24 protein-coding genes are annotated in these 26,217 nt (G+C 62.7%); 12 read left to right on the top strand and 12 right to left on the bottom strand.

Annotation, left to right across the window (positions count from 1 at the left end; all coding sequences use genetic code 11):
* Positions 1-34: 34 nt before the first annotated feature.
* Positions 35-1,132 (bottom strand): GGDEF domain-containing protein, encoded by a 1,098-nt coding sequence (locus MLD24_RS11875; RefSeq protein WP_248166797.1) that lies wholly within the window; start codon positions 1,130-1,132, stop codon positions 35-37.
* A gap of 231 nt (positions 1,133-1,363) precedes the next feature.
* Here MLD24_RS11875 and MLD24_RS11870 point away from each other — a divergent pair, with 231 nt between their 5' ends.
* Together MLD24_RS11870 and MLD24_RS11865 are read left to right on the top strand one after the other, a co-directional pair.
* The gene (locus MLD24_RS11870) at positions 1,364-2,926 is read left to right on the top strand and encodes an inorganic phosphate transporter (protein ID WP_248166859.1); all 1,563 of its coding nucleotides are present in this window, start codon (positions 1,364-1,366) and stop codon (positions 2,924-2,926) included.
* A gap of 140 nt (positions 2,927-3,066) precedes the next feature.
* Positions 3,067-3,333 carry a hypothetical protein gene (locus tag MLD24_RS11865; protein WP_227173782.1) on the top strand — a complete coding sequence of 89 codons (267 nt, stop codon included), beginning with the start codon at positions 3,067-3,069 and terminating at the stop codon, positions 3,331-3,333.
* A gap of 54 nt (positions 3,334-3,387) precedes the next feature.
* Here MLD24_RS11865 and panP read toward each other — a convergent pair whose 3' ends face one another.
* The 4 genes from panP to MLD24_RS11845 form a co-directional block, all read right to left on the bottom strand.
* On the bottom strand, positions 3,388-5,073 hold the full coding sequence (panP, locus tag MLD24_RS11860) for a pyridoxal-dependent aspartate 1-decarboxylase PanP (protein ID WP_248166858.1): 1,686 nt from the start codon (positions 5,071-5,073) through the stop codon (positions 3,388-3,390).
* Between the two features lie 391 nt (positions 5,074-5,464).
* On the bottom strand, positions 5,465-5,803 hold the full coding sequence (locus MLD24_RS11855) for a DUF503 domain-containing protein (RefSeq protein ID WP_248166796.1): 339 nt from the start codon (positions 5,801-5,803) through the stop codon (positions 5,465-5,467).
* 90 nt (positions 5,804-5,893) lie between these two features.
* Positions 5,894-7,597: an isovaleryl-CoA dehydrogenase gene (locus MLD24_RS11850; protein ID WP_248166795.1), complete on the bottom strand. Its 1,704-nt coding sequence runs from the start codon at positions 7,595-7,597 to the stop codon at positions 5,894-5,896.
* Positions 7,598-7,600: 3 nt separating this feature from the next.
* Entirely contained in the window at positions 7,601-8,233 is a 633-nt protein-coding gene (locus MLD24_RS11845) for a TetR/AcrR family transcriptional regulator (RefSeq protein ID WP_227173785.1), read from the bottom strand.
* A gap of 275 nt (positions 8,234-8,508) precedes the next feature.
* Between MLD24_RS11845 and hemB the strand changes: the two genes are divergently transcribed.
* Genes hemB through MLD24_RS11830 form a run of 3 tightly spaced genes read left to right on the top strand, consistent with a single transcriptional unit; the run spans position 8,509 to position 13,025 of the window.
* A complete protein-coding gene (gene hemB / locus MLD24_RS11840; protein WP_248166794.1) occupies positions 8,509-9,522 on the top strand; it encodes a porphobilinogen synthase in 1,014 nt (337 codons plus the stop codon).
* Between the two features lie 39 nt (positions 9,523-9,561).
* Positions 9,562-11,691, top strand: a complete 2,130-nt coding sequence (gene ppk1, locus MLD24_RS11835) for a polyphosphate kinase 1 (protein ID WP_248166793.1) — start codon at positions 9,562-9,564, stop codon at positions 11,689-11,691.
* A 38-nt stretch (positions 11,692-11,729) separates the two neighbouring features.
* On the top strand, positions 11,730-13,025 hold the full coding sequence (locus MLD24_RS11830) for a DUF945 family protein (RefSeq protein ID WP_248166792.1): 1,296 nt from the start codon (positions 11,730-11,732) through the stop codon (positions 13,023-13,025).
* Positions 13,026-13,087: 62 nt separating this feature from the next.
* Here MLD24_RS11830 and MLD24_RS11825 read toward each other — a convergent pair whose 3' ends face one another.
* From MLD24_RS11825 to MLD24_RS11815, 3 genes are all read right to left on the bottom strand, one after another.
* Complete coding sequence (locus MLD24_RS11825) at positions 13,088-13,333, bottom strand: YfhL family 4Fe-4S dicluster ferredoxin (RefSeq protein WP_227173789.1); 246 nt, start codon at positions 13,331-13,333, stop codon at positions 13,088-13,090.
* A gap of 99 nt (positions 13,334-13,432) precedes the next feature.
* Entirely contained in the window at positions 13,433-13,915 is a 483-nt protein-coding gene (gene coaD / locus MLD24_RS11820) for a pantetheine-phosphate adenylyltransferase (RefSeq protein WP_227173790.1), read from the bottom strand.
* 163 nt (positions 13,916-14,078) lie between these two features.
* Positions 14,079-15,524 (bottom strand): coniferyl aldehyde dehydrogenase, encoded by a 1,446-nt coding sequence (locus tag MLD24_RS11815; protein WP_248166791.1) that lies wholly within the window; start codon positions 15,522-15,524, stop codon positions 14,079-14,081.
* A 320-nt stretch (positions 15,525-15,844) separates the two neighbouring features.
* Here MLD24_RS11815 and MLD24_RS11810 point away from each other — a divergent pair, with 320 nt between their 5' ends.
* Positions 15,845-16,501, top strand: coding sequence for a TetR/AcrR family transcriptional regulator (locus MLD24_RS11810; RefSeq protein WP_248166790.1), 657 nt, complete (start codon positions 15,845-15,847; stop codon positions 16,499-16,501).
* A gap of 177 nt (positions 16,502-16,678) precedes the next feature.
* Here the strand turns inward: MLD24_RS11810 and yihA are convergent, their stop codons facing one another.
* Positions 16,679-17,314, bottom strand: coding sequence for a ribosome biogenesis GTP-binding protein YihA/YsxC (yihA, locus tag MLD24_RS11805; RefSeq protein ID WP_248166789.1), 636 nt, complete (start codon positions 17,312-17,314; stop codon positions 16,679-16,681).
* 340 nt (positions 17,315-17,654) lie between these two features.
* Here yihA and MLD24_RS11800 point away from each other — a divergent pair, with 340 nt between their 5' ends.
* The 3 genes from MLD24_RS11800 (at position 17,655) to MLD24_RS11790 (ending at position 20,107) form a co-directional block, all read left to right on the top strand.
* Complete coding sequence (locus tag MLD24_RS11800) at positions 17,655-18,269, top strand: c-type cytochrome (protein WP_227173794.1); 615 nt, start codon at positions 17,655-17,657, stop codon at positions 18,267-18,269.
* Positions 18,270-18,524: 255 nt separating this feature from the next.
* Positions 18,525-19,163 (top strand): thiol:disulfide interchange protein DsbA/DsbL, encoded by a 639-nt coding sequence (locus MLD24_RS11795; RefSeq protein ID WP_248166788.1) that lies wholly within the window; start codon positions 18,525-18,527, stop codon positions 19,161-19,163.
* 83 nt (positions 19,164-19,246) lie between these two features.
* On the top strand, positions 19,247-20,107 hold the full coding sequence (locus MLD24_RS11790; RefSeq protein WP_248166787.1) for an endonuclease/exonuclease/phosphatase family protein: 861 nt from the start codon (positions 19,247-19,249) through the stop codon (positions 20,105-20,107).
* Between the two features lie 62 nt (positions 20,108-20,169).
* Here the strand turns inward: MLD24_RS11790 and rpmG are convergent, their stop codons facing one another.
* From rpmG to radC, 3 genes are all read right to left on the bottom strand, one after another.
* Positions 20,170-20,325 (bottom strand): 50S ribosomal protein L33, encoded by a 156-nt coding sequence (gene rpmG, locus MLD24_RS11785; protein WP_227173797.1) that lies wholly within the window; start codon positions 20,323-20,325, stop codon positions 20,170-20,172.
* Positions 20,326-20,336: 11 nt separating this feature from the next.
* Entirely contained in the window at positions 20,337-20,573 is a 237-nt protein-coding gene (rpmB, locus tag MLD24_RS11780) for a 50S ribosomal protein L28 (protein WP_092020087.1), read from the bottom strand.
* A 207-nt stretch (positions 20,574-20,780) separates the two neighbouring features.
* On the bottom strand, positions 20,781-21,455 hold the full coding sequence (gene radC / locus MLD24_RS11775) for a RadC family protein (protein ID WP_227173798.1): 675 nt from the start codon (positions 21,453-21,455) through the stop codon (positions 20,781-20,783).
* A gap of 189 nt (positions 21,456-21,644) precedes the next feature.
* On the opposite strand from radC, the gene coaBC reads away from it, so the two are divergent.
* The 3 genes from coaBC to MLD24_RS21590 all read left to right on the top strand — a co-directional run bounded on the left by coaBC (position 21,645) and on the right by MLD24_RS21590 (position 26,153).
* Positions 21,645-22,850: a bifunctional phosphopantothenoylcysteine decarboxylase/phosphopantothenate--cysteine ligase CoaBC gene (coaBC, locus tag MLD24_RS11770; RefSeq protein WP_248166786.1), complete on the top strand. Its 1,206-nt coding sequence runs from the start codon at positions 21,645-21,647 to the stop codon at positions 22,848-22,850.
* A gap of 47 nt (positions 22,851-22,897) precedes the next feature.
* Positions 22,898-23,359, top strand: coding sequence for a dUTP diphosphatase (dut, locus tag MLD24_RS11765; protein WP_227173800.1), 462 nt, complete (start codon positions 22,898-22,900; stop codon positions 23,357-23,359).
* 121 nt (positions 23,360-23,480) lie between these two features.
* Complete coding sequence (locus tag MLD24_RS21590; protein ID WP_282450612.1) at positions 23,481-26,153, top strand: phosphomannomutase/phosphoglucomutase; 2,673 nt, start codon at positions 23,481-23,483, stop codon at positions 26,151-26,153.
* Positions 26,154-26,217 lie beyond the last annotated feature (64 nt).

The raw sequence follows: 26,217 nt of genomic DNA, 5'->3' as shown, positions 1-26,217 counted from the left end.
TGGCCGGCTATGGTAGCGAGCCGCCAGCAGCGCCTCAAGCGTCGGGGATGGCCGGTGTCAGGCGGCTCTTGACCCGGGGCGCAATGCGGTTGCGGCCGGCGGCCTTGGCGTTGTAGAGCTGGACATCCACCTGCTTGAGCAGATGGTTGATGGAGTCGGATTGGGTGATGGAGCTGACGCCGGCGCTGATGGATACCGGCAGGGTCTCACCCCGGAACTGGAAATGGTTGTCTGCTACTTTCTGGCGCAGCCGCTCGGACAGGGTCAGCGCCTGCAGCAACGAGGTGTCCGGCAGCAGTAGCAGGAATTCCTCGCCGCCCCAGCGGGCCGCCAGGTCAGTCTGGCGCACCATCTGTGCCAGCAGCTCGGCAAACTGGCGCAGGACCGCGTCGCCGGCGTCGTGGCCGTAGTCGTCGTTGATGCGTTTGAACCAGTCCAGGTCGATCAGGGCGACCGAAAAGTGGTGGCCGGAGCGCTGGTAGCGGTTGTACTCGAGCTGCAGCCGTTGCTGCATTTCGCGGCGATTGGCCAGGCCGGTCAGCTCATCGGTACGGGCCGCCTGTTCATGACTCATGGCCTGGGCCAGCAGTTCGTTGCGGGCCTTGCGCCGGCTGTACTCCAGCAGGAAGCAGAACATTGCCTCGAAGCAGATGGTGGCGAAGAACCGGACCTTGAAGTCGGCGCTGTACTCGGCGGTGACAAACGGCAGCTGGGGGAACTGGAACACCAGGGTGGCGAACAGCAGACACACCAGCAGCATCAGGGTGCCCACCCGCAGGCCGGTGAGGTAGAACAGCAGCGGCGGGAAGACGTAGAACCACAGCGGCCCGGTGTTGTTCTCGCCGCCGGAGGCGAACAGGTAGACGAACAGTGCCGACACCACGATCAGCAGACCCACCTTGTGCTGGCTCGGGTCGCGGGTCTTCAGGAACGCCAGGATGTTGAGGGCCACCAGCACCGCAAAACACCAGAGCACCACGGCGTGGTTGCCATGGCCGGAGAACCACGACTTGGCACCAATGCCCAGCAGGAACAGCAGCGCCATGGCGGATAGCCAGGCCAGCAGCCGGGCAGCCCGGCCCTCTTCGTCCTGCTTGGCCGATTGGCGGCGGTCATCGGCAAGGTGTTTCATGGTGTCTCGCTCGGCGGTTATCGTTCTTTTCGGCGACCATGGTGGGATTATGCGGCAATCACTGTGGACAAAACAGTGATCGAGTGCCACTGATTAGCTTGCTTTATGTCAATAAGGCGGCAAAACGCCGAAACGCTGGGCCCGGAGTCTCGGTTTTCGAAGATTTCAATTTAATGACAAAATCACTATAGTGCGCCCCTGGTTCCTATCTGCATGAGTGTGGTTTTCTCCATGGCCCAGGCTAACGGTTTTCTCGACTCCATCCTTACCAGTCCCACCACAGAGCGCTATCGGATCGGCATCAGTCTCTTCTTCCTGCTCGGCGTCTGGCTGGTCGTGGGGCAGTTGAGCAGCGGCCTGCCCAACAGCATGCTGCTGATGGCCGCGGCGGTGATCGGTGGCTACATGGCCATCAACATCGGTGCCAACGACGTGGCCAACAACGTCGGCCCGGCGGTTGGCTCCGGGGCCCTGTCACTGGGGGCTGCGGTGGTGTTGGCGGCGGTGTTCGAAGCCAGCGGTGCACTGATTGCCGGTGGCGATGTGGTCTCCACCATCAAGGGCGGCATCATTTCGCCGGAGCGCCTGGCCGATCCCAACAGTTTTGTCTGGCTGATGACCGCGGCGCTGCTGGCCGGCGCCCTGTGGCTGAACCTGGCCACCTGGATGGGTGCGCCGGTGTCCACCACCCACTCCATCGTAGGTGGGGTCCTGGGAGCGGGGATCGCCGCCGGTGGCTGGGGCATCGCCAATTGGGCGGTGATGGGCAAGATTGTGGCCAGCTGGGTGATTTCACCGGCCCTGGGTGGGCTGCTGGCGGCGCTGTTCCTGTTCCTGATCAAGAAGGCGGTGCTCTACCGCCGCGATGTGATTCCGGCGGCCCGCAGCTTCGTGCCCTGGATGGTGGCCATCATGGCCTGGGCCTTCGGCACTTACCTGATGATCAAGGGCGTGAAGAAGGTCATCAAGGTGGACTTTCTGGATGCGTCCCTGGTGGGTCTGGCGGTGGCTGCTGTGACCTTCGCCATCATGCGTACCCTGGTGGCCCGTAAGGCGGCGACCATGGCCAACAGCTCAACCGGGGTCAACACCCTGTTCACCTGGCCGCTGATTTTCGCCGCCGCCCTGTTGAGTTTTGCCCACGGCGCCAACGACGTCGCCAACGCCATCGGTCCGCTGGCGGCCATCAATGGTGCGCTGTCCAACGGTGGTGTGGTGACTTCCGCCAGCATCCCGCTGTGGGTGATGATCGTCGGTGCCCTGGGCCTGTCCTTCGGGTTGATGCTGTTCGGGCCACGGCTGATCAAGACCGTGGGCAGCGAAATCACCGAGCTGGATAAGACTCGTGCCTTCTGTATCGCGCTGGCGGCGGCGCTGACGGTGATCATCGCCTCTCAGCTTGGGCTTCCGGTCAGCTCCACCCACATCGCCATTGGCGGGGTGTTCGGGGTGGGTTTCCTGCGGGAATACCTGAAATCCAACTACGCCTCCCAGCTGCACTCCATCATTGAGCGTCATGGGCCCGAGCAGCGGGCGCGCCTGCAGCCGTTCCTGGACAACTTCCGGGAGGCGTCGGTGGAAGAGATGGAGCAGCTGCTGAAGGAAGCCAAGCAGAACAAAAAAGACGTCCCGCTGTCGAAGTCAGAGCGTAAGCGGCTGAAGAAGATCTACCGGGAAGAGCTGGTGAAGCGTTCTCACCTCACCAAGATCGTGGCGGCCTGGGTGATTACCGTGCCGGCGTCGGCCAGCATGGCGGCGGTGCTGTTCTTCACGGTGCGGGGGCTGATGGTCTGACCGCCTGGCGTCCGTTGCCGCCGATGGCATTCGCCCCTGCTATAATGGGCGGTGCTGCGGGGGCGGTATCGTGGGCCGTGACAGTATCGCGCGGTTGCGGCATGATCGCAGCCCGGGTCATTTATCGAGGGAGTAAACAGATGAGTTCAGCATCCGAGAGTCGTCAGGCCAAGACCATTGACGAACTGCGCACCTTTATCAAGAAGGTGCTGAGCGATCCCACCGTGGCGGTCAAATCCGTGGAGATCGCCCGCAAGTACCGCAATGAGCAGAACGCCAACGAACTGATCGCGCGGGAAATCAGCGCCAACACCACGGTCCGTATCCCGGAGCAGTGGAGTGAGGCGGATCGCATGTTCCTGGACATCCTCCACGAGGTGCTGGACGACGAGGCCGCCCTCTACTGAGGTCCGGCCCCCGCCATTCGGTGACGGGACGGCATCGGCCGTCCTGCACCCGTCTCAGGCCTGTGAGCGCAGGTCTTCCCCGCCTTCCTGCCCGGCCAGCACGGTCCGGGTGATCTCCTCCAGAATCGCCATCTCATCGGCAATGCCCGCTTCCCGGGCCAGTTCCGCCTGTTCGCTGAGAATGTCCCGCAGGATTTCGTCAGTGGTCAGCGGGTTGGCCAGCACCACGCGGAAGACAATGCAGGGGAAACGCTGATAGGCCACCGGTTCCAGTCGGGTTCGGGAGACAAACGCCTTGCCCCGCTCACGCTGGGTTTTCTGGATGAACTTGGTCACCCGGTTGAGTCCGGTATTGAGGCGCTCCTGCTGGAGCGGGTCTGCCAGCGCCAGTGCTTGCTGAACCTTGGCGGGACAGTAGCGGTAGGTGAGAATGTTCAGCTCCGGTCGGGAAATCAGTTCAAAGTCGTCGCGGGCATCGATCAGGTCGGCAAAGCGACGGGCCTTGGCGATGCCCTCATTGATCAGGATCTCATAGCCCTCCCGGGCGAGAATCTTGAGCCCGGAGTGGATCAGCATCGCCATGCCCGGGCGGGAACCTTCCAGGGTGGTGCTGCCGAGGTCACGGGAACCCTTGCGGATGATGTACTGGGCATGGTGCTCCACCGCGCTCGACAGGCTGGGGTCACGGAACACCACCAGGCCGGCCCCCATCGGCGTATACAGCTGCTTATGGGCGTCAAAGGTGACCGAGTCGGCCTGCTCAATGCCCTTGAGCAGATGGGCGTGCTGGCGGGAGAACAGGGTCGGCCCGCCCCAGGCGGCGTCAACGTGGAAGTGGGCGCCAAATTCCCGGGCAATGTCGGCCATCGCTTCCAGCGGGTCGACATTGCCGGTTTCGGTGGTGCCGGCAACGCCGCAGATGGCCATCACCTTGATCTTCTGTTTCTGCAGTTCCAGGCACTTTTCCCGCAGCGCATCGGTCTGGATGCGGTTGTCATCGTCGGTCGGCACCGGCACCAGGAAGTCCCGGCCCAGCCCGAGCACGTCGGCAGCCTTGCGCAGGGAGTAGTGGCCGCGACTGGACACCAGCACCGCAGCGCCTTCGTGGCCGTAGTAGCGCAGCGCCCGGAACAGACCCTCCTGGTGCAGGCCGCGGAAGCTGCCCTCGGCGGGGAAGGCGCGGTTGCGGGCCACCCACAGCGCCGTCAGGTTGGCCACGGTACCGCCGGAGCACATGGCCCCCAGTGAATGCCGTGGATCGTGCATCCATTTGCGGTAGAAAGCGCCGTCCTGCTTGTAGACCAGGCGGTGAATCATTCCCAGCACCTGCCGCTCCATGGGTGTGAAGGCCTTGGAGGTCTCCGTTTTCACCAGGTTCTGGTTCAGTGCGATCATGATCTTTGACAGCGGCAGCATGAAGTAGGGCAGTGCCGAGGTCATATGACCGATGAAGCTGGGGGAGGCGGTATGCACCGAGTTGGCCACCAGCTTGTCGAGCAGGAACTGGGTCTGCTCGGACACAAACACCGGTTTCTCGGGGATGCTGGAGTCGGAGAAGTTCTTCTCCACATCGCTCAGGTCCCGTTCAACGGCGACGATGTGCTCCTGCAGGAAACCCGCCAGGTTGTTGGATATGTTCTGGTCGATCCGGCTCAGGGTGGAGTCGGGTGCTTCCGGTACGGTGAACACACGATACATGGCCTCGATCGAGGCGTGAGCGGATTTTTTCTTACCGGTCATAGGCGCCACACGGTCTCCGTGGTATCCGTCGGCCGATCCCGGCTGGCCAACGGAGAACGGCGGTAAGCCAAGGCTTACCGCTGGTCTGTTACAGCAGTCTGGCACACTTTTCTGGGTTCCCAAACGGGGAGGCCGACTGCCGGTTGCAGAGACACTCTGAACAACACCTCACACCGTCCGCTGGCGAAGCAAGTGCTGTTCAGAGGCTTCTGTTAGCTGCCTCTAAATACCTTCGGATCACCTATGGGCCAGGGCGCAGAGGCGATTCAGAGTTATTCAGAGGGTCATTTCTGGTCCTCTCAGGGGGGCGTAGTATACGGGCTCCCCGGCAGTGGTGCCATAAGCCGGATTGACCCGGGTCGGATCGTTGCCGCGGGCACCCGGGCGGCCGTCAGAGCAGTTCCCGCTGGACCTCGAGCACCGGCGCGTCGATGCGCTCGGCAATGGCTTTCTCGATCTGGTCCAGGCGCTGGTCGATGGCCTGGGAGGAGGTGCCAAGGACCGCGACGCTCCAGGTGGCGCAATCAAGCGCTTCCTGGTCGGCGGTTTCCGCCACCGCCAGGTCCGGCTCCCGTCCCCAGACCGCCTTCAGCGGCGCGAACGCCTTGCGCTTGGCCTTGAGGTCGTCGCAGCCATAGACCTGGAAATGCAGGGTCATTACCCCGATATGCGGGGTGATGGTGGGCTGTTGCGGATCGGCCTGGATCAGGCGGCGCAGGGCGTCGGACATGAGAAACCTCCGGCAGTGGAGCAGGGCAGGCCGGACGCAGGACGCGACCGGCCGGGGCTGTGTGATACGCCGTCAGTCTACTATACGCCGTCAATCGACTACAGGTGTGGCCCGCTCGATAATGGCGCGGACATCCACACCGCGGGGCAGGTTGCCGTAGTTGAGGCCGCCGTGGTGCTCCAGGCGGGCGGCGCAGAATGCGTCCGCCACCGCCGGGGTGCCCTGTTGCAGCAGCAGCGAGGCCTGCAGTGACAGCGCCAGCCGGTCCACCAGGTTGCGGGCGCGGTACTGGATGTCGTCGGTGCGGGCAAAGTCACCCTTGAGCTGATCGACAAAGCGGTCGAAGCGATTGTCGCTGCCGCGGGCCAGGTCGAGCTCGGCAAAAAACGCCTCCAGCGAGTCCGGCGACTTCTGCAGTGCCCGCAGGGTGTCCAGGCACTGGACGTTGCCGCTGCCTTCCCAGATGGCGTTGACCGGGGACTCCCGGAACAGCCGCGGCATGATGCAGTTTTCCATGACCCCGCTGCCGCCGATGCATTCCATCGATTCGTAGGCGTGATTGGGTACCCGCTTGCAGATCCAGTACTTGCCCACCGGTGTCGCCAGCCGGGTGAACAGCTGCTCCTGTTCGTTGTCCGGATTGTCGAGGGCGCGGCCGACCCGCAGGGTCAGGGCCATGGCGGCTTCGCTCTCCAGCGCCAGGTCTGCGAGCACGTTCTGCATCAGCGGCTGGTCTGCCAGGGTGGCGCCGAACGCACTGCGGTGGCGGCAATGGTGCAGGGCCTGGGCGGCAGCCTGACGCAGGCCGCCGGAACTGCCAATCATGCAGTCAAAGCGGGTCATGGCCACCATCTCGATGATGGTAGGGACGCCACGGCCTTCTTCGCCCACCATCCACGCCAGGGCGCCGCGCAGTTCCACTTCGCTGGAGGCGTTGGCGACGTTGCCCATCTTGTTCTTCAGGCGCTGGATCTGCCAGGGGTTCTTGCTGCCGTCCGGGCGCCAGCGCGGCATCAGGAAGCAGGACAGGCCACCGGGGGCCTGGGCCAGTACCAGGAAGGCGTCGCACATCGGGGCTGAGACAAACCACTTGTGGCCGACCAGCTCGTAGGCCTGGCCGGGGCCACCCTGGCCCATCGGCAACGCCCGGGTACTGTTGGCGCGGACATCGCTGCCGCCCTGCTTTTCTGTCATCGCCATGCCAATGGTGACGGACTGTTTCTCGCTGTCCGGGACATTGCGGGGATCGTAGCTGTTGTGGAGGATCTTGCTTTCCCACTGCGCCGCCAGGTCCGGCTGATGGCGGATCGACGGAATGGCGGCGAAGGTCATGGTGACCGGGCAGCCATGGGCGGCCTCGACCTGGGAGTGCATGTAGTACTTGGCCGCGCGGGCGACGTTGGCGCCCGCGCCCGGGTTGGTCCAGGGGCTGCTGTGGAGGCCGTTTTCCAGGGCAATCGTCATCAGCTCATGGTAGGCGGGGTGGAACTCCACCTCGTCGATACGGTGGCCATAACGGTCGTGGGTGTTGAAGGTCGGCTTGTTCTCGTTGGCCTTGAAGCCAAGATCAATGGTCTCGGCCTGACCGGCCAGGGCGCCAAAGCGCACCAGCTCATCCTCAGCCCAGCTCGCGCCTTCCCGCGCCACGGCCTGCTGCAGGGCGGTGTCCTGCTGGTAGAGGTTGTAGTTCTCCAGCGCGGTTGGCTGGTTGGTGACCTCGTGGGTAACCGCCAGGTAGCGGTCGGTTGGCTGCTCGTCGATGGAGCTGGCCGTGGGCTGGTGCTGGGCGTTCATAACTTACCTCCGGTTGCCGGTCAGTCCCTGCAGGCAAAAGCGCACAATGGTGTCGACCAGCGGGTCAGTGTGTTCCGGCTCGACGATATCGCCATCGCCCGCTTGTGTGGGCGACAGTGGCCCCACCAGGCTTTCCGATATCGCGCCTACCAGACAGGTACTGCTGAAATGCGCATCCTGTGGCGGCAGTGAGCCTTCCTCGATCCCTTCTTCAATGGTGCGTTGAAACAGCTCGGCGTAGGCCCGGCGGTAAATCAGCCGTTGCGCCTCCACGCGCGGGTCCACCGGTTCGGCAATCAGCGCCCAGGCCATCACCGGGGCATCCAGTGCCCGTTCGGCGAAGCGTCGCAGCGCCTTGCCCAGGCGGCTGACGGCATCGCCGTGACTGGCCAGATCCTCCGACACCTTGTTGACCTCCCGTTCGGTGGCGTCACGGAAGATCTCCGCGAACAGCTCCTCCTTTGAGTCAAAGTGGCGGTAGATGGTACCCGTGGCCACACTGGCCAGTTGCGCGATGCGGGTTACCTGGGCGTTGCCGAAGCCCCCCTCGAAGACCCGTTGGCGGGCGCAATCCAGAATGCGCTGGCGTGTCTGGGCCTTGCGTTGGCGCATCTTTTCGGTTTCGCGATAGGCCATGGCTGTTTCCTCTAAAACAAGTGAATCACTATTCATTCTTTGTGTCAACGCCGCCGGGGCAATCCGTGGCGCGGCGTCCGTTGCGGTACGCAGTTGCCGCAATGCCGGTGCCCTGGGTCGCGCCGCAGGTCAGGGCTGGTGCGGTCTGGGCGGCGCTGTCATTAATCTGTAACAATTTGGTTGCTACCCTCGTCGTGTCGGGGTCTGTGCTCCTCGCGGCAGAGGTGTATGATGGAAGAATTTCCTTTCCTAATAGACTCCTACAGGAGGTTGCAGTGAACTCTCCCATCCATCGTGCCTTCCCCGCCAGCCGTTTGCGTCGTAACCGGGTCGACGATTTTACCCGTCGGCTGGTGCGGGAGCATCGGCTCAGTGTTGATAACCTGATCTTTCCGGTGTTTGTGCTGGAAGGGGAAGGTCAGCGGGAGGCGGTGCCTTCCATGCCGGGCGTTGAGCGCCTGAGCATCGACCTGCTGGTGGAGCAGGCGGCGGAACTGGTGGAGCTGGGGATTCCCGCGGTTGCCCTGTTCCCGGTGGTGGCGCCGGAGGACCGCAGCCTGTCGGCCAGCGCGGCCTGGGACAGCCAGGGCCTCATTGCCCGCACCATCCGGGCGCTCAAGCAGGCGCATCCGGAGCTGGGGGTGATCACCGACGTGGCACTGGACCCTTACACCTCCCACGGTCAGGACGGCATCATCGACAATGATGGCTATGTCCTCAACGATGTCACCGTAGAGGCGCTGGTGAATCAGGCCCTGTGCCACGCCGATGCCGGTGCCGACATGGTGGCGCCGTCGGACATGATGGATGGCCGCATTGGCGCCATTCGCCAGGCGCTGGAGGAAAACGGCCATATCAACACCCGGATCATGGCCTATTCTGCCAAGTACGCATCCAGCTACTACGGTCCGTTCCGGGACGCGCTGGGCACGTCCTCCACCCTGGGCAAGAGCAGCAAGGAAACCTACCAGATGGACCCGGGCAACAGCGATGAAGCCCTGCACGAAGTCGCCATGGATCTGGCGGAAGGCGCGGACATGGTGATGGTGAAGCCGGGTATGCCGTACCTGGACATCGTTTACCGGGTCAAGCACGAACTGAAGGTGCCCACCTTTGTCTATCAGGTCAGTGGCGAGTACGCCATGCACATGGCGGCTGCGGAGAACGGCTGGCTGGACGGCGACAAGGTGATGATGGAAAGCCTGCTGGCCATGCGCCGGGCCGGTGCCGACGGCATCCTGACCTACTTCGCCGTGCGAGCGGCGCGGATACTCCAACAACGCGGCTGAGCCCAGGCTGGCCGTGGCGAACTGCGAGGACGACACGACATGACGACGGATTCTGCAAATGCCCTGAAACCGGTGGCCGGCAAGGCCGAGGTGGATTCAGTGGAGGAAGTTGTGACCATTGATCCCACGGCCAGCGAGAACTACTTCAATCGCGAACTCAGCCACCTGCAGTTCAACTACCGGGTGTTGCAGCAGGCTCTGGACCCGACCCACCCGCTGATCAACCGGTTGATCTTCTGCTGCATTTTCAGCAGCAACATGGATGAGTTCTTTGAAATCCGGGTGGCCGGGCTGCGTCAGCAGATCAAGTACGGTCGTGAGAGTACGGGGCCGGATGGCATTCTGCCCAACCAGCTGCTGAATGAGATCAGCCAGGTGGCGCACCGGTACATCACCGAACAGTACGACATCATCAACAACGTGCTGATCCCGGAGATGGAGAAGGAGAACATTCACTTCGTCCGCCGCCGGGAGTGGACCCCCGCCCAGGTGGAGTGGGTGCAGCGCTATTTTGAGGAAGAGATCCTGCCGGTGGTGAACCCCATTGGTCTGGACCCGTCCCACCCATTCCCGCGGCTGGTCAACAAGAGCCTCAACTTTATTGTCGAACTGGACGGCAAGGACGCCTTCGGTCGTGAAACCGGTATGGCAATCGTGCCGGCGCCGCGTTCACTGCCGCGGCTGGTGCGCTTGCCGGACGAGGTCTGCGACGGTGGCGACAACCTGGTGTTTCTGTCGTCGATGATTCACGCCCATGCCGATCAGCTGTTCCCGGGTATGGAGGTCAAGGGCTGCTACCAGTTCCGGCTGACCCGCAACGCCGACCTTGAGCTGGAAGACGACCTGGAAGACCTCGCGTCCGCCCTGCGGGGCGAGCTGCTGAGCCGCCGCTTTGGCGACGGCGTACGGCTGGAAGTGGCGGATAACTGTCCTGAGGAACTGGTGCAGTTCCTGCTTCGGGAGTTTGGCCTCACCGAGCGTGATCTCTATAAGGTCCATGGCCCGGTTAACCTGACCCGGCTGATGGCGGTGGGTGGCCTGGTGGACCGGGACGACCTCACCTATCCCGGTTTTTCGCCCTCGGTGCCGAAGAAGATCCGCAACGCCGAGGCGATGTTTGACGCCATCCGTCAGAAGCCGCAGCTGCTGCTGCATCCCTATGAGAGCTTTACGCCGGTGATCGACTTCCTGCGTCAGGCCGCCAAGGACCCGCAGGTGCTGGCCATTCGCCAGACCCTTTACCGCACCGGCGCCGACTCCGAGATTGTGGAAGCGTTGATGGACGCGGCCCGGCGCGGCAAGGAAGTGACCGCGGTGATTGAACTGCGGGCGCGGTTCGACGAGGCGGAGAACCTGGAGCTGGCCAGTCGTCTGCAGGAAGCCGGGGTGATCGTGGTGTACGGCGTGGTGGGCTTCAAGACCCATGCCAAGATGATCCTGATCGTGCGCCGCGAGGAAGGCCGGCTCAAGCGCTACGTCCATCTGGGAACGGGCAACTATCACGCCGGCAATGCCCGGCTGTACACCGATTACAGCCTGCTGTCCTGTGACGACGCCCTGGGGGACGACGTCAACAAACTGTTCCAGCAGCTCACCGGCATGGGCAAGGCGCTGAAGATCAAGAAGCTGTTCCATGCACCCTTTACCCTCCACAAGAAGCTGATCGAACTGATCGACCGGGAGGCGGAGTACGGCGAGAACGGCCATATCATCTTCAAGATCAATGCGCTGACCGAACCTGAGGTAATGCTGGCGCTGTTCCGCGCCTCCCAGGCCGGGGTGCGGGTGGACCTGATCATCCGTGGCATCTGCTGCCTGCGGCCGGGGGTGCCGGGACTGTCGGAGAACATTCACGTGCGCTCCATCATCGGCCGTTTTCTGGAGCACACCCGGGTCTACAGCTTCGGTAACAATGGCAAGCCGGAGATCTACTGTTCCAGCGCCGACGGCATGGTCCGTAACCTGATCAACCGGGTGGAAGTGGCTTTCCCGGTGGATGACCGGGACCTGGCCGAGCGTTTGCGCAGTGATCTGGACGCCTACCTCCATGACAACTGTCAGAGCTGGGAGCTGCAGCCGGATGGCCAGTACATCCAGAACCACCCGGCGGAGGGCGAAGAACGCTTTGCGTCCCAGCTGGTGTTACTGGAGCGCCTGGCGGGTAAATGACCGCCGGTAAACAACCGCATATAGCGACGGAGTAGAGTTTGAAACGACCATGGATGTTGGCCGCCGGGGCGCTGGTACTGGCCCTGGCGGCCAGTGCGCCCTGGCTGGTGGGCAAGGCCACCGAAACCCAGTGGCAGCGGGCGGCAGCGGAGCTGAACCGCACTCAGGCATTGTTCCGGCTGGAAACCGGCCGCTACGACCGGCATTACCTCAGCGCCGATGTCAGCGGTCGGTTGGTGTTCACCAACCCCGAAACGGGGCGGGCGATCACCATTCCGTTCCAGGGCGAGGTCAGTCACGGCCTGCTGGGCAGTGAATTGGACGTCACCACCTCAGAGCGTTTCCAGGTCCTGGGGCAGCCGCTGTTCGGCGAGCGCCGGCCGCACCTGGTGATGGCATCGCGACTGTGGGGCACGGTGACGCTGGAGCTGAACGTGCCGGCGGTCAGTGTCGAGAACACCGCCACCGGGGAGTCCTTTAACGCCGCCGAAGCCTATGGCTGGGCGCGGATCACCAATCAGGGCCGTGATGCCGAGATCGACCTGCGCTGGCCAGGAATGGCGGCCAGGGCGCCAGGGGTGCGGCTGACGTTCGACGATCTGCGGCTCAGCCAGCAGCTGCAGCAGGTTCGCGGGCAGCTCTGGCAGGGCGGCGGCGAGCTGACGCTGGCGCAGGTGTCCCTGGCGGATACCGATCAGCCGGCGGTGGTGCTGAAGGACATTGCGGTGCGGGGCAAAACCACCGCCACCGATGACCAGCAGCGCTTCGACAGCGAGGCGGAATTGGAGGTGGATGAACTGGCGGTGGCTGACACCGACTATGGTCAACAACGGGTGAGCTTCGCCATTCAGGGCGCCCACCTGGACAGCTGGAATCGCCTCAGCGAGCTGTTCGCCGATCTGCAGAGTCTGGCGCGTCCTTCCGGGCAACCCACCCGGGCCCAGGTAGATCGACAGCTGGCGCTGATGGCGGAGCTGTCGGATACCCTGAAAGCCCTGGCAGGCCATGGTCTGACGGTGGCGGTACCGGAACTGTTATTGCAGACACCGGAAGGCGACATCACCGGGCGGGCATCATTGCAGCATCCGTTGGTGCCGGAAGCTGAGCGGGCGAATCTGCGGGTGGTCATGGATGGTCTGGTCGGGGATCTGGAGCTGGCGGTGCCGGCGGCACTGGTGGACAAGAATCCGCAGCTAGCCCGGGACGTGCTCCGTCCGCTACAGGCCCAGGGCCTGATTGTGAGGGATGACGATGTCTATCGCATCGAGGCCCGGCTTAAGGACCGGGTGATCGGCGTTAACGAGACCAGCATCCCGCTGCCGCCGTTGATCTGAAAGCCGGCGGCTGTCGGGCCCGGTACCAGAGAGTGGGCCGGGCCGACCGCCGCGTTGTGTTATTACCCGGTCAGTTGGTGGTATTTGTCCATCAGCTGCTCCCGGGTCTCCTCCCGTTCCGGATCGACCGGAATGCAGTCCACCGGACATACCGCCTGGCACTGGGGCTCATCGTAATGGCCGACGCACTCGGTGCACTTGTTGGGATCAATGATGTAGATCTCATCACCGGGCGAAATCGCCTCGTTCGGGCATTCGGGTTCACAGACGTCGCAGTTGATGCATTCGTCGGTAATCATCAAGGCCATCAGGCATCACCTCGGGAATCTCAAAGAACGCCGGTATTTTACCGGAAACCGGGGGCAAAGTGGTGGCTGTTGCCCCCGGAATGCTGATCAACAGAGCGACTATTGGCGACCGAACTTGCGGGCCAGCGCCGCGGCCACCGCCGGCGGCACGAATTCGGAAATATCACCGCCCAGGGATGCGATCTCCCGAATCAGCGTCGAGGAAATGTAGGACAGGTGGTTGGCCGGTGTCAGGAACACGCTTTCCACCTCCGGAGCCAGGCGCCGGTTCATGTCCGCCAGTTGGAATTCGTACTCGAAATCCGACACCGCGCGCAGGCCGCGAAGGATCACCGTGGCGTTCTGCTCTCGCACAAATTCCGCCAGCAGATTGCTGAAACCGGTCACCCGGACATTGTCCAGATGGGCGGTGCACTCCTCCACCAGTTCAACCCGCTCTTCCAGGGTCAGCAGCGGTTGTTTCTTGGGATTGTAGGCAACGGCGACCACCACCTGGTCAAACATCCGGCCGGCCCGCTCGATCAGATCGGTGTGGCCGTTGGTGATGGGGTCAAAGGTTCCTGGGTAGATGACGGTGGGCATGATTGGGCTCCTTGTGCTCTCCAGGCGCGTAGGATAGCAGCAACTGGGGCCGAAGTTCGCGTCGGTACGGTGACAGCGATGATCTGGTGCGCAATCCGGTTGGCAGGGAGGTTGGTATAGCTGGGTGGCCGGCCCGGCGGTCAGCGCGGGCCGGCAGTGGAGCTCAGCGGATAAACAGCTTGTACACCAGCTTGTGCATGGCGGTGCCATGGGGGGCATAGACATATTTGCCGCTGTTGAAGCGCTGCTTGGTGAAGATGGAGCGGGCGTGGGAGAAGGTCAGGAAGCCTTCCTTGCCGTGGTAATGGCCCATGCCAGAGTCACCAATGCCGCCAAAGGGCAGGTCGTCCTGGGCAACGTGCATCAGCGCGTCGTTGATGCACATGCCACCGGAGTGGGTGCTTTCGGTGACGTGCTGTTGCAGCCCCTTGTCGTAGCCGAAATAGTACAGCGCCAGCGGACGTGGCCGCTCATTGATGTAGTGGATGGCGTCGTCGAGGCTGTCATAGCTCACCACTGGCAGGATCGGGCCGAAGATCTCGTCCTGCATCAGTTTCATGTCCGGGGTGGTGTTGAGCACCAGGGTCAGCGGAATCTTGCGGGTGCCGTCACTCAGGTTCTCCCCGGCTGGGTTGATCTCGATGATCTCGGCGCCCTTGTCCCGGGCGTCGTCCAGGTAGCCCCGCAGCCGGTCGTACTGGCGTTCGTTGATGATGGCGGTGTAGTCATCGTTGTCCCGCAGGCTTGGGTACATGGTGGAGAACTGGCTGCGGAATTCGTCGACGAAGCTCTGCAGGCGGTCGGCCGGGCACAGCACGTAATCCGGGGCGACGCAGGTCTGGCCGGCGTTGAAAGCCTTGCCGAAGGCAATCCGTTGCGCCGCATCGGCCATGGGAACATCAGCGGACACCAGTGCCGGGGATTTGCCGCCCAGCTCCAGGGTGACCGGGGTCAGGTTCTCGGCGGCGGCCCGCATGACGATCCGGCCGACGGAGGTGGAACCGGTAAACAGCAGGTGGTCAAACGCACGGCCGGAGAAATCCGCGGCGACATCGGCCTCACCGAGAATGACGGACACCAGATCTTCCGGGAATGTGGCGCTGAGGATATCGTGGACCAGCGCGGAGGTGTGCGGGGTGAACTCGGACATCTTGATCATCGCCCGGTTACCGGCGGCCAGGGCGGCCACCAGCGGCCCGATGGCGAGAAACAGCGGGTAGTTCCAGGGCACGATGATGCCGACGACGCCCTTGGGCTGGTAGAACACCTGGTTGCTGGCGGGCTGGAACAGCACTGACACGTGGCGTTTGGATGGCTTCATCCAGCCGTCCAGGTGCTTCATGGCGTAGTTGATGCCCTGCACCGACGGCATGATCTCGGCAATCCGGGTCTCATCGCGGGAGCGGCAGCTGAAATCCTGGTCGATGGCCTCGAGCAGTCGTTCCTGGTTGCTGAGCAGGGCGCGTTTGAGGCGCTTGAGGTTTTCCAGTCGTTCCGTGGCCGAGGGCATCGGGTTTTTGCGGAAGGCCGCGCGCTGCGCGTTGAAAACCTGGCCGATGTGTTGAATCTGCTTCTTGCTTTCGGTCAACTCGATGACGGTTGCACCCATGATTCTCTCCTCGTCTCCCCGGACCGTGTCAGCACGGGCGGATGGCGTTTTATCGTGGCCGGGAGGCTGGCCGGTAGTGCGCTGTGTCGGGCCGGTTCCCGGGTGTGTCTGTGCAGGTCTGTGTTGGTTCAGGACTGCATTTCTGTTCAGGGCTGCCGTTCAGGGTTTTGCGGCTGTACAGAAACTGTTCGATTTGATCTTTGGTGTATTATTAGAGTATATACTCTAGTCAGTCAAGGGAAGGGGTGGCCGATCGGGCCATGCCGGAATTGCCACCCACGATGCGTTGCCGGACAGCGCTGAGTGCAAGCAGTGAGTCTATGAAAACAAGAGATAAAATCATCCTTGCCAGTCTGGATCTGTTTAACGAGCGGGGCGAGCGCAACGTCACCACCAACCACATTGCCGCCCACCTGGCGATCTCGCCGGGCAACCTCTATTACCACTTCCGTAACAAGTCCGACATCATCTACGAGATCTTCCTGGAGTATGAAAAGCTGGTGGATTACTACCTCCAGGTGCCGGAGGGGCGCTCACTGACCCTGGAAGACAAGATGTTCTACCTGGAGTCGGTGTTTGACGGGCTGTGGAGCTATCGTTTCTTCCACCGCGATCTGGAGTTCCTGCTCGACAGTGACGAGCGCCTGCGGGAAGACTATCGCCGCTTCACCAACCGCTGCCTGGACGCCATCAACCGTATTTTCGCCGGGCTGTCCGATGGTCAGGTGCTGCAGCCGCAGACCGACGAGATGCGCACCGCGCTGGCGCTGAACGTGTGGCTGGTGATCACCAACTGGATGGCGTTCCTGAAGACCGCCCATGGCACCGAGTTGTCCTGCAGCCTCAACAAGACCAAGCTCAAGCAGGGGATCTTCCAGGTGCTGACGCTGGAGCTGCCCTACGTTACCGAGCCTCATCATGAGGCGGTGCTGGCGTTGCGGGAGCGGTACCGGCCGGATTTGCCGGAGGCTGATTAGTTTCCCGGAACTTTTGGATCTGTCGCCGGGTCGTACATACACGCCCAAGGATTCGGACTTCCGGGGCGTCTCCTGAGCGTTCGCTCGGGTTTTAGCACGTCGATAACCCTGACGTTTGGCCGGGGTCCCGATGCGGGACGCCGGCTTTTTAGAGGCGGGCGGCGGCTGTCTGGCCGGTCATGCCACCGGGGCGGGGGACTCAAACCATTGGCTGAGAATGTCGCGGGTTTCATCGAGACCGCGCTTGGTGGTGGCGGAAAACATCACCAGATTTTCCACGAACTGCTGCTGCTTCAGTTCCTTGGCGATGGTCAGCATGGCGGTCTTGGCCTGCCCGAACTTCAGTTTGTCCGCCTTGGTGACCAGGATGGTCAGTGGCACCTGGTTGTGCTCGCACCAATCCACCATCATCCGGTCGAACTCGGTGAGCGGGTGGCGGATGTCCATCACCAGTACCAGTCCCCGCAGGCAGCGGCGATCGTTGAGGTAATGACCCAGGTGTTCCTGCCAGTCTTCCTTCATGTTGCGGGAGACTTTGGCGTAGCCGTAGCCGGGCAGGTCCACCAGACGGCAGTGTTCTCGATTGAGGCTGAAGAAGTTGATCAGCCGGGTGCGTCCCGGTGTCTTACTGGTGCGGGCCAGCTTGCCATGGCCGGTGATGCAGTTGATGGCGCTGGACTTGCCAGCGTTGGAGCGACCGGCAAACGCGATTTCGACACCGTCGTCGGGCGGACATTCGTCCAGCCGCGAGGCGCTGATCAGGAAGCGGGCGCTGTTAAAGGATACGGGTTTGGACTGCTGTTCGGCCGACACGAATTTAGGCTTTCCTATTGGATTTCAGTTATCAGGGATTAATGTATAATGCTACACCAATTTCAGGCGGCACGCCGAGCGTAGCTGCTGACAGCCCCGGAGAACCGAGGCTGCGTGAAACTGTCTTAGGTCAAGGCCCAGCCTCGCGTTTTCTGGCAAAAAGGCCCTTCGCAGACGGCCCGTCAACCTCTTGCCTGCGGTTTGGGGTTCTTTCCGGTGGCGGCCACGTTGCCGGTAAGAGGTGTTCGGCGAGCCGGGTTCACGCAGCACCTCCTTGGCCCAGGCCCGCCGGCTGTATGACGAATAATCGGTTTTAAGATGAGAGAGAAGCGGAGCGAGCATGAAAAAACTGATCGCAGGAGTAGTTCTCGGCGTTAGCCTCAGTGCCGTGGCTTACGGGGCGGGAGATCCTGAAGCTGGTAAAGAGCTGGTGTCGGGTATGGCGTGTCAGAGCTGCCACGGCCAGGGCGGTGCCCAGCCACTCATGGGCAACTACCCGAAACTGGCCGGCATGGGCGAGGTCTACCTTACCCGCCAGCTCAAGCATATCCAGGATGGCACCCGGAACATTCCGGAGATGGCTGGCCAGTTGAATGGTCTGTCTGACCAGAACCTGCAGGACCTGGCAGCCTATTTTGACCAACAGCCCGTGGGCCTGAACCAGGCCGACCCGGCGCTGGTGGAGCGCGGTTCTGCGATCTACCGCGGTGGTAACATGGCCTCTGGCGTTCCGGCTTGTGCCGGCTGTCACAACCCCCAGGGCAAGGGTAACGAGCCGGCCGGCTATCCCCGTCTGAGTGGTCAGAACGCCGAGTACGTGGCCAAGCAGCTGCGGGCCTTCCGCGATGGTGAGCGTGCTGCCACCGCTAACGCCCAGATCATGGCTGATGTGGCATCTCGCCTGACGGATGCCGAGATCGAAGCGGTTGCCAACTACGTGTCCGGCCTGCACTAAGGCCAGTAGACGTTGTGGCAGAAAACCCGCCGTGTGCGGGTTTTTTTGTGGCCGAACTGGCTGGATTAACATGGCGTAACCTGCCAGGCGTGGATAAATGTGGCTGTTTATCGATAATTTGGGGCATCGTCGGAGCCCGGATGAGCAGGGCGTAAGCTGCCTGGCCAGAACTATTTGGCTGGTGCATGGTCACAGCGCGGGCATGACGACGAATCGGGCCCGTCGGGCCAATCCCTTGCAATGTGGAGAAAATCGATGACCAAACTACTGAACGTGGCGCTGAGCCTGGTGTTGGCGCTCACGGCTTTTTCAGCCCAGGCCGCCGACGGTTCCTGGGAAGAAGGGCGCCACTATGAGCGCCTGAGCAATCCGGTGCGCACCAGTAACCCCGATGTGATCGAGGTGGCTGAAGTATTCTGGTATGGCTGTGGCCACTGTTACCGCTTCAAGCCGCTGGTTGAGGCGTGGGCGGACAAGCAGGCTGAAGACGTCAGTTTTGAGATGGTGCCGGCTGCGCTGGGGCGTTCCTGGACCCCTCATGCCATGGCGTTCTATGCCCTCAAGGCCATCGATCAGCTCAATGACACCACCAACGATGCGCTGTTCAAGGCACTGGCGGTGGAGCGTCGGGCGCTCAACGACGCCGATGCCCTGGGTGAGTTCCTGTCGGACTATGGTGTCGACAAGGCTGAGTTCGTAGCCGCCTACGAGAGCTTCGGGGTCAGTGCCCAGTTCCAGCAGGCCCAGTCGCAGATCCGTGGTGCCCGCATCACCGGAACTCCGACTATGCTGGTAAATGGCAAGTACACGGTCACCGGCACTGGGGCGGGTAGCCATGAAGCCATGCTGGAAGTGGTAGACTACCTGGTGGCGAAGGAGCGCGACGCGCGCTGATTCGCTGCGCCGCCGGATCTGAACGGGTCCGGCGGTGTGTGTCAGGGAGACGAAAGGCCTGGAGGTAGTGAGGCGAGCCGTCCATGTACAAGCGAATCCGTAAGCAGCTCAATGGCATGCTTGGCACCGAGTCTCAACCTCGGGGTGCCTGCTCGGGCGAGGTCCATGTTCCGGACTTCGAGCCCCATCGACATATCCGCCTGTTGACCTTCAATATCCAGGTGGGCATCAATACCTCTTCCTACCACCATTACCTTACCCGCAGCTGGCAGCACTTCCTGCCCCATCGTCGTCGTATCGAGAATCTGGACCGTATTGCCGGGCTGTTGCGTGGCTACGATGTGGTGGCGCTACAGGAGTGTGACGGCGGCAGTCTGCGCAGTGGCTACATCAACCAGGTTCAGTACCTGGCGGAGGCGGCGGGCATTCCCTACTGGTACCAGCAGCTCAACCGCAATCTGGGTCAGCTGGCCCAGCACTCCAACGGTCTGTTGAGCCGATTCCGGCCCCTGGATGTCTGTGAGCACCGGCTGCCGGGGCTGATTCCGGGGCGCGGTGCGATCATCGCCCGTTACGGTGCCGAGGATGATCCGCTGGTGCTGGTGATGATGCATCTGTCCCTGAACAAAACCGCGCAGCAGAAGCAGTTGGGGTATATCCATGAGCTGATCAGTCAGTACCAGCATGTGGTGCTGATGGGGGACATGAACAACCATGCCGAAGAGCTGTTGAGCGGTACGCCGCTGAAGGCGGCGAATCTGGTGCCGCTGCCGGAGACCGCCCACAGCTTCCCCAGCTGGCGGCCGGAGCGGGCGCTGGATCATATTCTGGTGAGCCCCAGCCTGGAAATACGGCGTTCCGAGGTGGTCAGCTACCCAATGTCGGATCACCTGCCAATTGCGATGGATATCGCCTTGCCGAAGGGGTATCTGGAGACTTTCTGAGCCGATTGGCGGCCACAAAAAAACCCGGCGGTTGCCGGGTTTTTTTGTGGCCGGAGATCAAATTACTTGATCTTGGCTTCTTTGTACGCCACGTGCTTGCGAACCACCGGATCGTACTTTTTGATCTCGATCTTTTCCGGGGTGTTACGCTTGTTCTTCACCGTAGTGTAGAAGTGGCCTGTGCCTGCTGAGGATACCAGCTTGATCTTTTCGCGCATGATGCGGCTCCTTAAACTTTCTCGCCGCGGGCGCGAAGATCGGCCAGCACAGCGTCAATGCCTTTTTTATCGATGATGCGCATGCCCTTGGTGGATACGCGCAGCTTCACGAAACGTTTCTCGGACTCGACCCAGAAGCGATGGTTCTGCAGGTTCGGCAGAAAACGACGCTTGGTGTGGTTCATTGCGTGAGAAACATTGTTACCGGTGACCGGTCGCTTACCGGTAACCTGACAAACTCTGGACATACTTGCCTCCGACCTGAGCGTTGGTCTACTAAAGAACGAATTCGTTAAATTGCGTCTCTGGTTGCTACTCGCGCCTCTGCTATTGCGCCCCTGAGTGCACGCTGCCCGCCAGACGCCGCCAGAAAGGGACGCTTTTATACCAGAACTGCCCAGGCAAAGCAAAAAATTGTTGGGAATTTGGCCAGGCCATCGGCTAAGCCCCCGTTTTCACAGCAGCCCCCGTTCTGCCAGGGAAACCACCTCACCGTGCCCCACCACCATATGGTCCAGCACCCGAATGTCCACCAGCCCCAGGGCTTCCCGCAGTCGTTTGGTGAGGGCGACATCCGCCTGGCTGGGCTCGGCGACGCCGGACGGGTGGTTGTGGGCGAAGATCACCGCGGCGGCGTTATCCTCGAGAGCCTGACGCACCACTTCCCGGGGATAGACCGCGGCGCCGTCAATGGTGCCGCGGAACAGCTCGCGATACTGGATCACCCGGTGGCGGTTGTCCAGGAACAGGCCGGCAAACACCTCGTGGGGATAGGTGCCCAGGCGACTGCACAGATAGCGTCGGGTGTCCTCTGGAGAGCGTAGAGGGTCGCCCTGGCGCAGGGGTTCGTCCATCACTCGCCGGGCCATCTCCATGGCGGCCTGGATCTGGGCGTACTTGGCGCTGCCCAGGCCGCGGACGTCGCAGAACTGGCGCTGGCTGGCGGTCATCAGGCCCCGCAGACTGGTGAAGCGCTCGATCAGTTGCTGCGCCAGCGCCATCACCGGTGTGCCGCTGGTGCCGGTGCGCAGGAAGATGGCCAGCAGTTCGGCGTCGGAGAGGCTGCCGGCGCCATGGGCCAGCAGGCGTTCCCTGGGGCGTTGGTCCCGGGGCCAGGAAGATTGTGACATGGTGAATCCATTCCCTTGATGTCGATAACGGCTCGTCCTGAGCCGGGTTTACGGTGTCCGTGACGATGAGACTACCACAGTTGGCGGGCTGTCGATGGGCGGCCAGCGGTGCTATCTTATACGCCCCTGGGTTTGCTAACAGGGTGCCTTGATTTTCAAGGCTTTTGGCGAGATCAAACGGGAGAGGACATGGTGCAGAAACGCATCCTGCTGGGAGTAACCGGCGGTATCGCGGCCTACAAGAGTGCCGAGCTGGTTCGCCTGCTGCGCAAGGCCGGGCACGAGGTGCGGGTGGTGATGACCGGCGGTGCCGAGGCCTTTGTGACGCCGCTGACCTTCCAGGCCCTCAGTGGCGAGCCGGTGCGGACCTCATTGCTGGACCCGGAAGCGGAGGCCGGCATGGGGCACATCGAGCTGGCCAAGTGGGCCGAGCTGGTGCTGGTGGCTCCGGCGTCGGCGGACTTCCTTGCCCGCTTCGCCCAGGGCATGGCGGATGACCTGCTCACCACCGTGTGCAGTGCCACCGAGGCGCCCATTGTGCTGGCGCCGGCGATGAATCAGGCGATGTGGCGCAATGCCCGCACCCAGCGCAACGTCGCCCTGCTGGCGGACGACCCCCAGGTGTCGCTGTGGGGACCGGACCAGGGCGAGCAGGCCTGTGGCGACACCGGCCCCGGCCGGATGCTCGAACCCCAGGCGCTGCTGGCCAGGCTGCAGGCGCCGGTTGACGGTGTGCTGGCAGGGCTGCGACTGGTGATTACCGCCGGTCCCACCCGTGAGCCGATCGACCCGGTGCGCTACATCAGCAATCACAGCTCCGGCAAAATGGGGTACGCCCTGGCGGCGGCGGCCCGGGCTGCGGGTGCCGAGGTCACGCTGGTGAGCGGGCCGGTGGCCCTGGCGGCGCCGGACGGGGTTGCGGTGGTGCCGGTGGTGACAGCGGCCGATATGCTGGCGGGCGCCAGTGAGGCGGTCGATGCCGGTTGCGACATTTTCATCGCCACGGCGGCGGTGGCGGATTACCGCCCAGACCAGTGTGCGGATCAGAAGATCAAGAAATCCGAGCGCGCCATGTCATTGGCTCTGGTGCGCAATCCCGATACGCTTGCGACAATATCTTGTCGCGAGAGCGCCCCATTTACCGTCGGATTTGCGGCGGAGACCACAGACGTGGCCCGCTACGCCCGCGATAAAATGCAACGCAAAAACCTCAACATGATCGTTGCCAACGATGTGTCCCGCCCCGGGCTGGGATTCAACAGCGACGACAACGCCGTGACGGTGTTCTGGGCCGACGGCGAGCAGCCCTTCGAGGCCCAGGGCAAGGCCGAACTGGCGACCAAACTGGTGGCGTTGATCGCCGACCGCTACCGTGACCGGGCCAGTGCCGGCTGATGCCGTTTACTGCGGCGCGGAACGCAAACGTTTATTAAGGAATCTGGATGACCAAACAATCTTTACAGGTCCGGGTGCTGGACCCCCGCATCGGCGATACCATCCCACTGCCGGAATACGCCACCGATGGCTCTGCCGGGCTCGATCTGCGGGCCTGTCTGGATCAGCCGCTGACCCTGGAACCCGGTCAGACCGAGCTGCTGAAAACCGGCCTGGCGATCCACATCGGAGATCCTTCGCTGGCGGCGATGATCCTGCCCCGCAGCGGGCTGGGTCACAAGCATGGCATTGTGCTGGGCAACCTGGTGGGACTGATCGATTCCGACTATCAGGGCGAGCTGATGGTGTCCTGCTGGAACCGGGGCAACACCACGTTCACCATCGAGGCCGGGGAGCGCATTGCCCAGCTGGTGCTGGTGCCGGTGGTGCAGGCGGAATTTGAGCTGGTGGACAGCTTCGAGAGCAGCGATCGTGGTGCCGGTGGCTTCGGCTCCACTGGCAAGCACTGAGGGATTCGCTCTCCCTCGGGTAGGGTGACTATACTTTTCCACTAAACATTTGTTGCTCTAAATCATATTCCTACGAATCATCGTGTCGTCACCGATACGCAACTGGCATGCAGGGTTGGCTATGAAACTGGGGAAGAAAAAGGCGTCGGACGACGACGTGCCGGCAAAGCCGAAAGACAAAAAGGACGCTTCTGCCAAGCAGAAGAGAAAAGCCGACAAAGGTAAAGGGGAGCCTTCCCTGAAGCGACTCGGCAGTGTCGCCGGAATGCAGGCTGCGGTGGTGGTGATTGCCGCCGCGGTCGCCGCAGCCCTGCTCTACCTGCTGGTGTTCCAGCCGGCGGAGAATCGCCGCCAGCAGGCGGTGGTGGAGCGTTTGGCGGACCAGGCCGAAGCCCGGTTTGCGCAGCGGGTGGCAGGCCTTCAGGCCTTGGTCGGTGGGATGTCAGAGCTGGATCAGGTCCGTGATGCCTTGGGCAACCAGGCGGCCACCCAGCAGATCAGTGCCGATCTGCAACGGCTGATGCCGGGGATTCAGGAAGTCCACCTGTTCCCCTATGGCCGGGTGCCCCGCTCGGCGGTGGGGTCGGTTCGACTTGGCTTTGCAAGCCTGGACCTGGCGCGTCGTGCCGAGTCCGGCCGGGCGCTGAATCCGGATGCCTTCCCCCGGGATGGTAACTGGTTTGTGCAGATTGCCGCGCCGGTGAGGAACCCGACCAGTCAGGCGGTGGAAGGCAGTCTGCTGGTGGTGATGAACGCGGATATCCTGGCGCCGGCACTGACCAGTGCTAGTGCAGAGCAGAGTGCCCGGGTGGCCCTGGTGCAGACGGTATCCGGCAATACCAATACCGTGGTGGCCCAGGGCTCCGGCCAGGGTGCCGTGGTGGAACGCAGTCTCGACATCCCCAACTGGACCCTGCAGGTGACTCCGGGTATGAGCCTGGCTCCGGTGCTCAACCCGATGCTGGCGCTGGCGATGGTGGTAGCGCCGCTGCTGGTGGCCGCGGTGGTCGTCTGGCTGTTGCTGGGCCAGGCCCAGAAGTCCCTGCGTCAGGAGTCCACGGCGCTGATCCAGTGGGCCCAGAAGACCTTCAGTGGCGAGCGCCAGAAATTGCCCGCCATGTCCTGGGAGACCCTGGCGACCATGGCGGATGTGCTCCAGCGCCTGTCCCAGGCGATTGAGAAGCGGCTGCTCAAGGCTGCTGAAGCCGCACGAGCCAAGCCCGCTGCGCGGGCTGCTGCCCCTGCCTCCGAGTCGGCCGCAGGCGCCAAGGCGGCGCCAGCAGCCGAAGAACCGCTGTTCCAGGACAAGGATATGCTGGACATCGACATGCTGGACGGCGACGACGACCTGTTGGGCCTGGGTGACAGCCTGGACAGTGCGGCGGATGAACTCGGAATCGAGGAACAGCCGGCGGCCCAGGTGTCGGTTGATGCGGGCATCTTCCGCGCCTACGACATCCGCGGCATTGTCGGTGAGACGCTGACGCCGGCGGTGGTGGAAACCATCGGCCGGGCCATTGGCAGCGAGGCACGCCAGCGTGGCCTCGATACCCTCTGTGTCGGCTACGATGGCCGTCACTCCAGTCCCGAGCTGGCCGTGGCCCTGGGCAATGGCCTGATGGCAACCGGTTGCAACGTGATCGACATCGGCGCGGTACCCACGCCGGTGCTGTACTTCGCCACCCACCAGCTGGAAACCGGTTCCGGGGTGATGGTGACCGGCAGCCACAATCCGGCCAACTACAACGGCCTGAAGATGATGCTGGGCGGGGACACCCTGTCCGGCGACGCCATCCAGGGGCTGCTGCAACGCATCCAGACCGGCGATTTCGCCACGGGGCAGGGCCAGAGCCGTCAGGAAGACGTCCGTCGTCCCTACCTCGATCGGATACTTGGCGACATCGCCGTGGCGGCACCGCTCAAGGTGGTGCTGGATGCCGGCAACGGCATTGCCGGCGAACTGGCACCGATCCTGGTGGAAGAGCTGGGCTGTGAAGTCATTCCGATGTACTGCGAAGTTGATGGCAGTTTCCCCAACCATCATCCGGACCCGGGCAAGCCGGAGAACCTCAGTGACCTGATTGAACGGGTCAAAAGTGAAGGCGCAGACCTTGGTCTGGCGTTCGATGGCGACGGCGACCGTCTGGGTGTGGTGACCAACAGCGGCAAGATTGTCTGGCCAGACCGGCTGATGATGCTGTTTGCCCGCGACGTGGTCTCCCGCAACCCGGGCTCGGACGTGCTCTACGACGTCAAATGCAGTCGCCGCCTGGCCAGTGTGATCAACGAGGCCGGTGGCCGGCCGATCATGTGGAAAACCGGCCATTCGCTGATGAAGGCGAAGATGAAAGAAACCGGCGCCCTGCTGGCAGGGGAAATGAGCGGTCACGTCTTCTTCCAGGAACGCTGGTACGGTTTTGACGATGGCCTCTATTCCGCCGCCCGCCTGCTGGAGATCCTCGGGGTGGAAGACCGCCAGAGCGACGAGGTGTTTGCCGACTTCCCCGAGGACGTCAGTACCCCGGAGCTCAACGTGGCGGTGACCGAGGACAGCAAGTTCTCGCTGGTGGAGAAACTCAGCAGCGAAGGTGACTTCGGCGATGGCAGCATCAGCACCATTGACGGTGTGCGGGTGGATTACCCGGACGGCTGGGGCCTGTGTCGCGCCTCCAACACCACGCCGGTACTGGTACTGCGCTTCGAGGCGGAGTCCGGCGATGCCCTGGAACGCATCAAGACCGTGTTCCGGGAACAGCTCCAGAAAGTCGCCCCGGACCTGGTGGCGGAATTCTGAATCGCTCCCTACCCAGGGCCGGCAGGCAACGGCCGCCGGCCCACCCCAACAACACTTCGATGAG

Origin of the sequence: Marinobacter xestospongiae, assembly GCF_023156385.1 — a bacterium.
Lineage (GTDB): Bacteria > Pseudomonadota > Gammaproteobacteria > Pseudomonadales > Oleiphilaceae > Marinobacter > Marinobacter xestospongiae.
The sequence above is the reverse complement of the archived record's forward strand: the minus strand, read 5'-3'. Positions and strand labels throughout refer to the sequence as shown.

Coding starts and splice junctions, on each gene's coding strand:
- rpmB (WP_092020087.1), bottom strand. CDS start 20,573: ATGTCCAGAGTTTGTCAGGTTACCGGTAAGCGACCGGTCACCGGTAAC.
- MLD24_RS11810 (WP_248166790.1), top strand. CDS start 15,845: ATGAAAACAAGAGATAAAATCATCCTTGCCAGTCTGGATCTGTTTAAC.
- MLD24_RS11790 (WP_248166787.1), top strand. CDS start 19,247: ATGTACAAGCGAATCCGTAAGCAGCTCAATGGCATGCTTGGCACCGAG.
- MLD24_RS11795 (WP_248166788.1), top strand. CDS start 18,525: ATGACCAAACTACTGAACGTGGCGCTGAGCCTGGTGTTGGCGCTCACG.
- MLD24_RS21590 (WP_282450612.1), top strand. CDS start 23,481: ATGAAACTGGGGAAGAAAAAGGCGTCGGACGACGACGTGCCGGCAAAG.
- panP (WP_248166858.1), bottom strand. CDS start 5,073: ATGACCGGTAAGAAAAAATCCGCTCACGCCTCGATCGAGGCCATGTAT.
- MLD24_RS11870 (WP_248166859.1), top strand. CDS start 1,364: ATGGCCCAGGCTAACGGTTTTCTCGACTCCATCCTTACCAGTCCCACC.
- MLD24_RS11800 (WP_227173794.1), top strand. CDS start 17,655: ATGAAAAAACTGATCGCAGGAGTAGTTCTCGGCGTTAGCCTCAGTGCC.
- coaBC (WP_248166786.1), top strand. CDS start 21,645: ATGGTGCAGAAACGCATCCTGCTGGGAGTAACCGGCGGTATCGCGGCC.
- MLD24_RS11825 (WP_227173789.1), bottom strand. CDS start 13,333: ATGGCCTTGATGATTACCGACGAATGCATCAACTGCGACGTCTGTGAA.
- MLD24_RS11855 (WP_248166796.1), bottom strand. CDS start 5,803: ATGTCCGACGCCCTGCGCCGCCTGATCCAGGCCGATCCGCAACAGCCC.
- radC (WP_227173798.1), bottom strand. CDS start 21,455: ATGTCACAATCTTCCTGGCCCCGGGACCAACGCCCCAGGGAACGCCTG.
- coaD (WP_227173790.1), bottom strand. CDS start 13,915: ATGCCCACCGTCATCTACCCAGGAACCTTTGACCCCATCACCAACGGC.
- MLD24_RS11865 (WP_227173782.1), top strand. CDS start 3,067: ATGAGTTCAGCATCCGAGAGTCGTCAGGCCAAGACCATTGACGAACTG.
- MLD24_RS11875 (WP_248166797.1), bottom strand. CDS start 1,132: ATGAAACACCTTGCCGATGACCGCCGCCAATCGGCCAAGCAGGACGAA.
- ppk1 (WP_248166793.1), top strand. CDS start 9,562: ATGACGACGGATTCTGCAAATGCCCTGAAACCGGTGGCCGGCAAGGCC.
- MLD24_RS11845 (WP_227173785.1), bottom strand. CDS start 8,233: ATGGCCTATCGCGAAACCGAAAAGATGCGCCAACGCAAGGCCCAGACA.
- MLD24_RS11815 (WP_248166791.1), bottom strand. CDS start 15,524: ATGGGTGCAACCGTCATCGAGTTGACCGAAAGCAAGAAGCAGATTCAA.
- dut (WP_227173800.1), top strand. CDS start 22,898: ATGACCAAACAATCTTTACAGGTCCGGGTGCTGGACCCCCGCATCGGC.
- rpmG (WP_227173797.1), bottom strand. CDS start 20,325: ATGCGCGAAAAGATCAAGCTGGTATCCTCAGCAGGCACAGGCCACTTC.
- MLD24_RS11850 (WP_248166795.1), bottom strand. CDS start 7,597: ATGAACGCCCAGCACCAGCCCACGGCCAGCTCCATCGACGAGCAGCCA.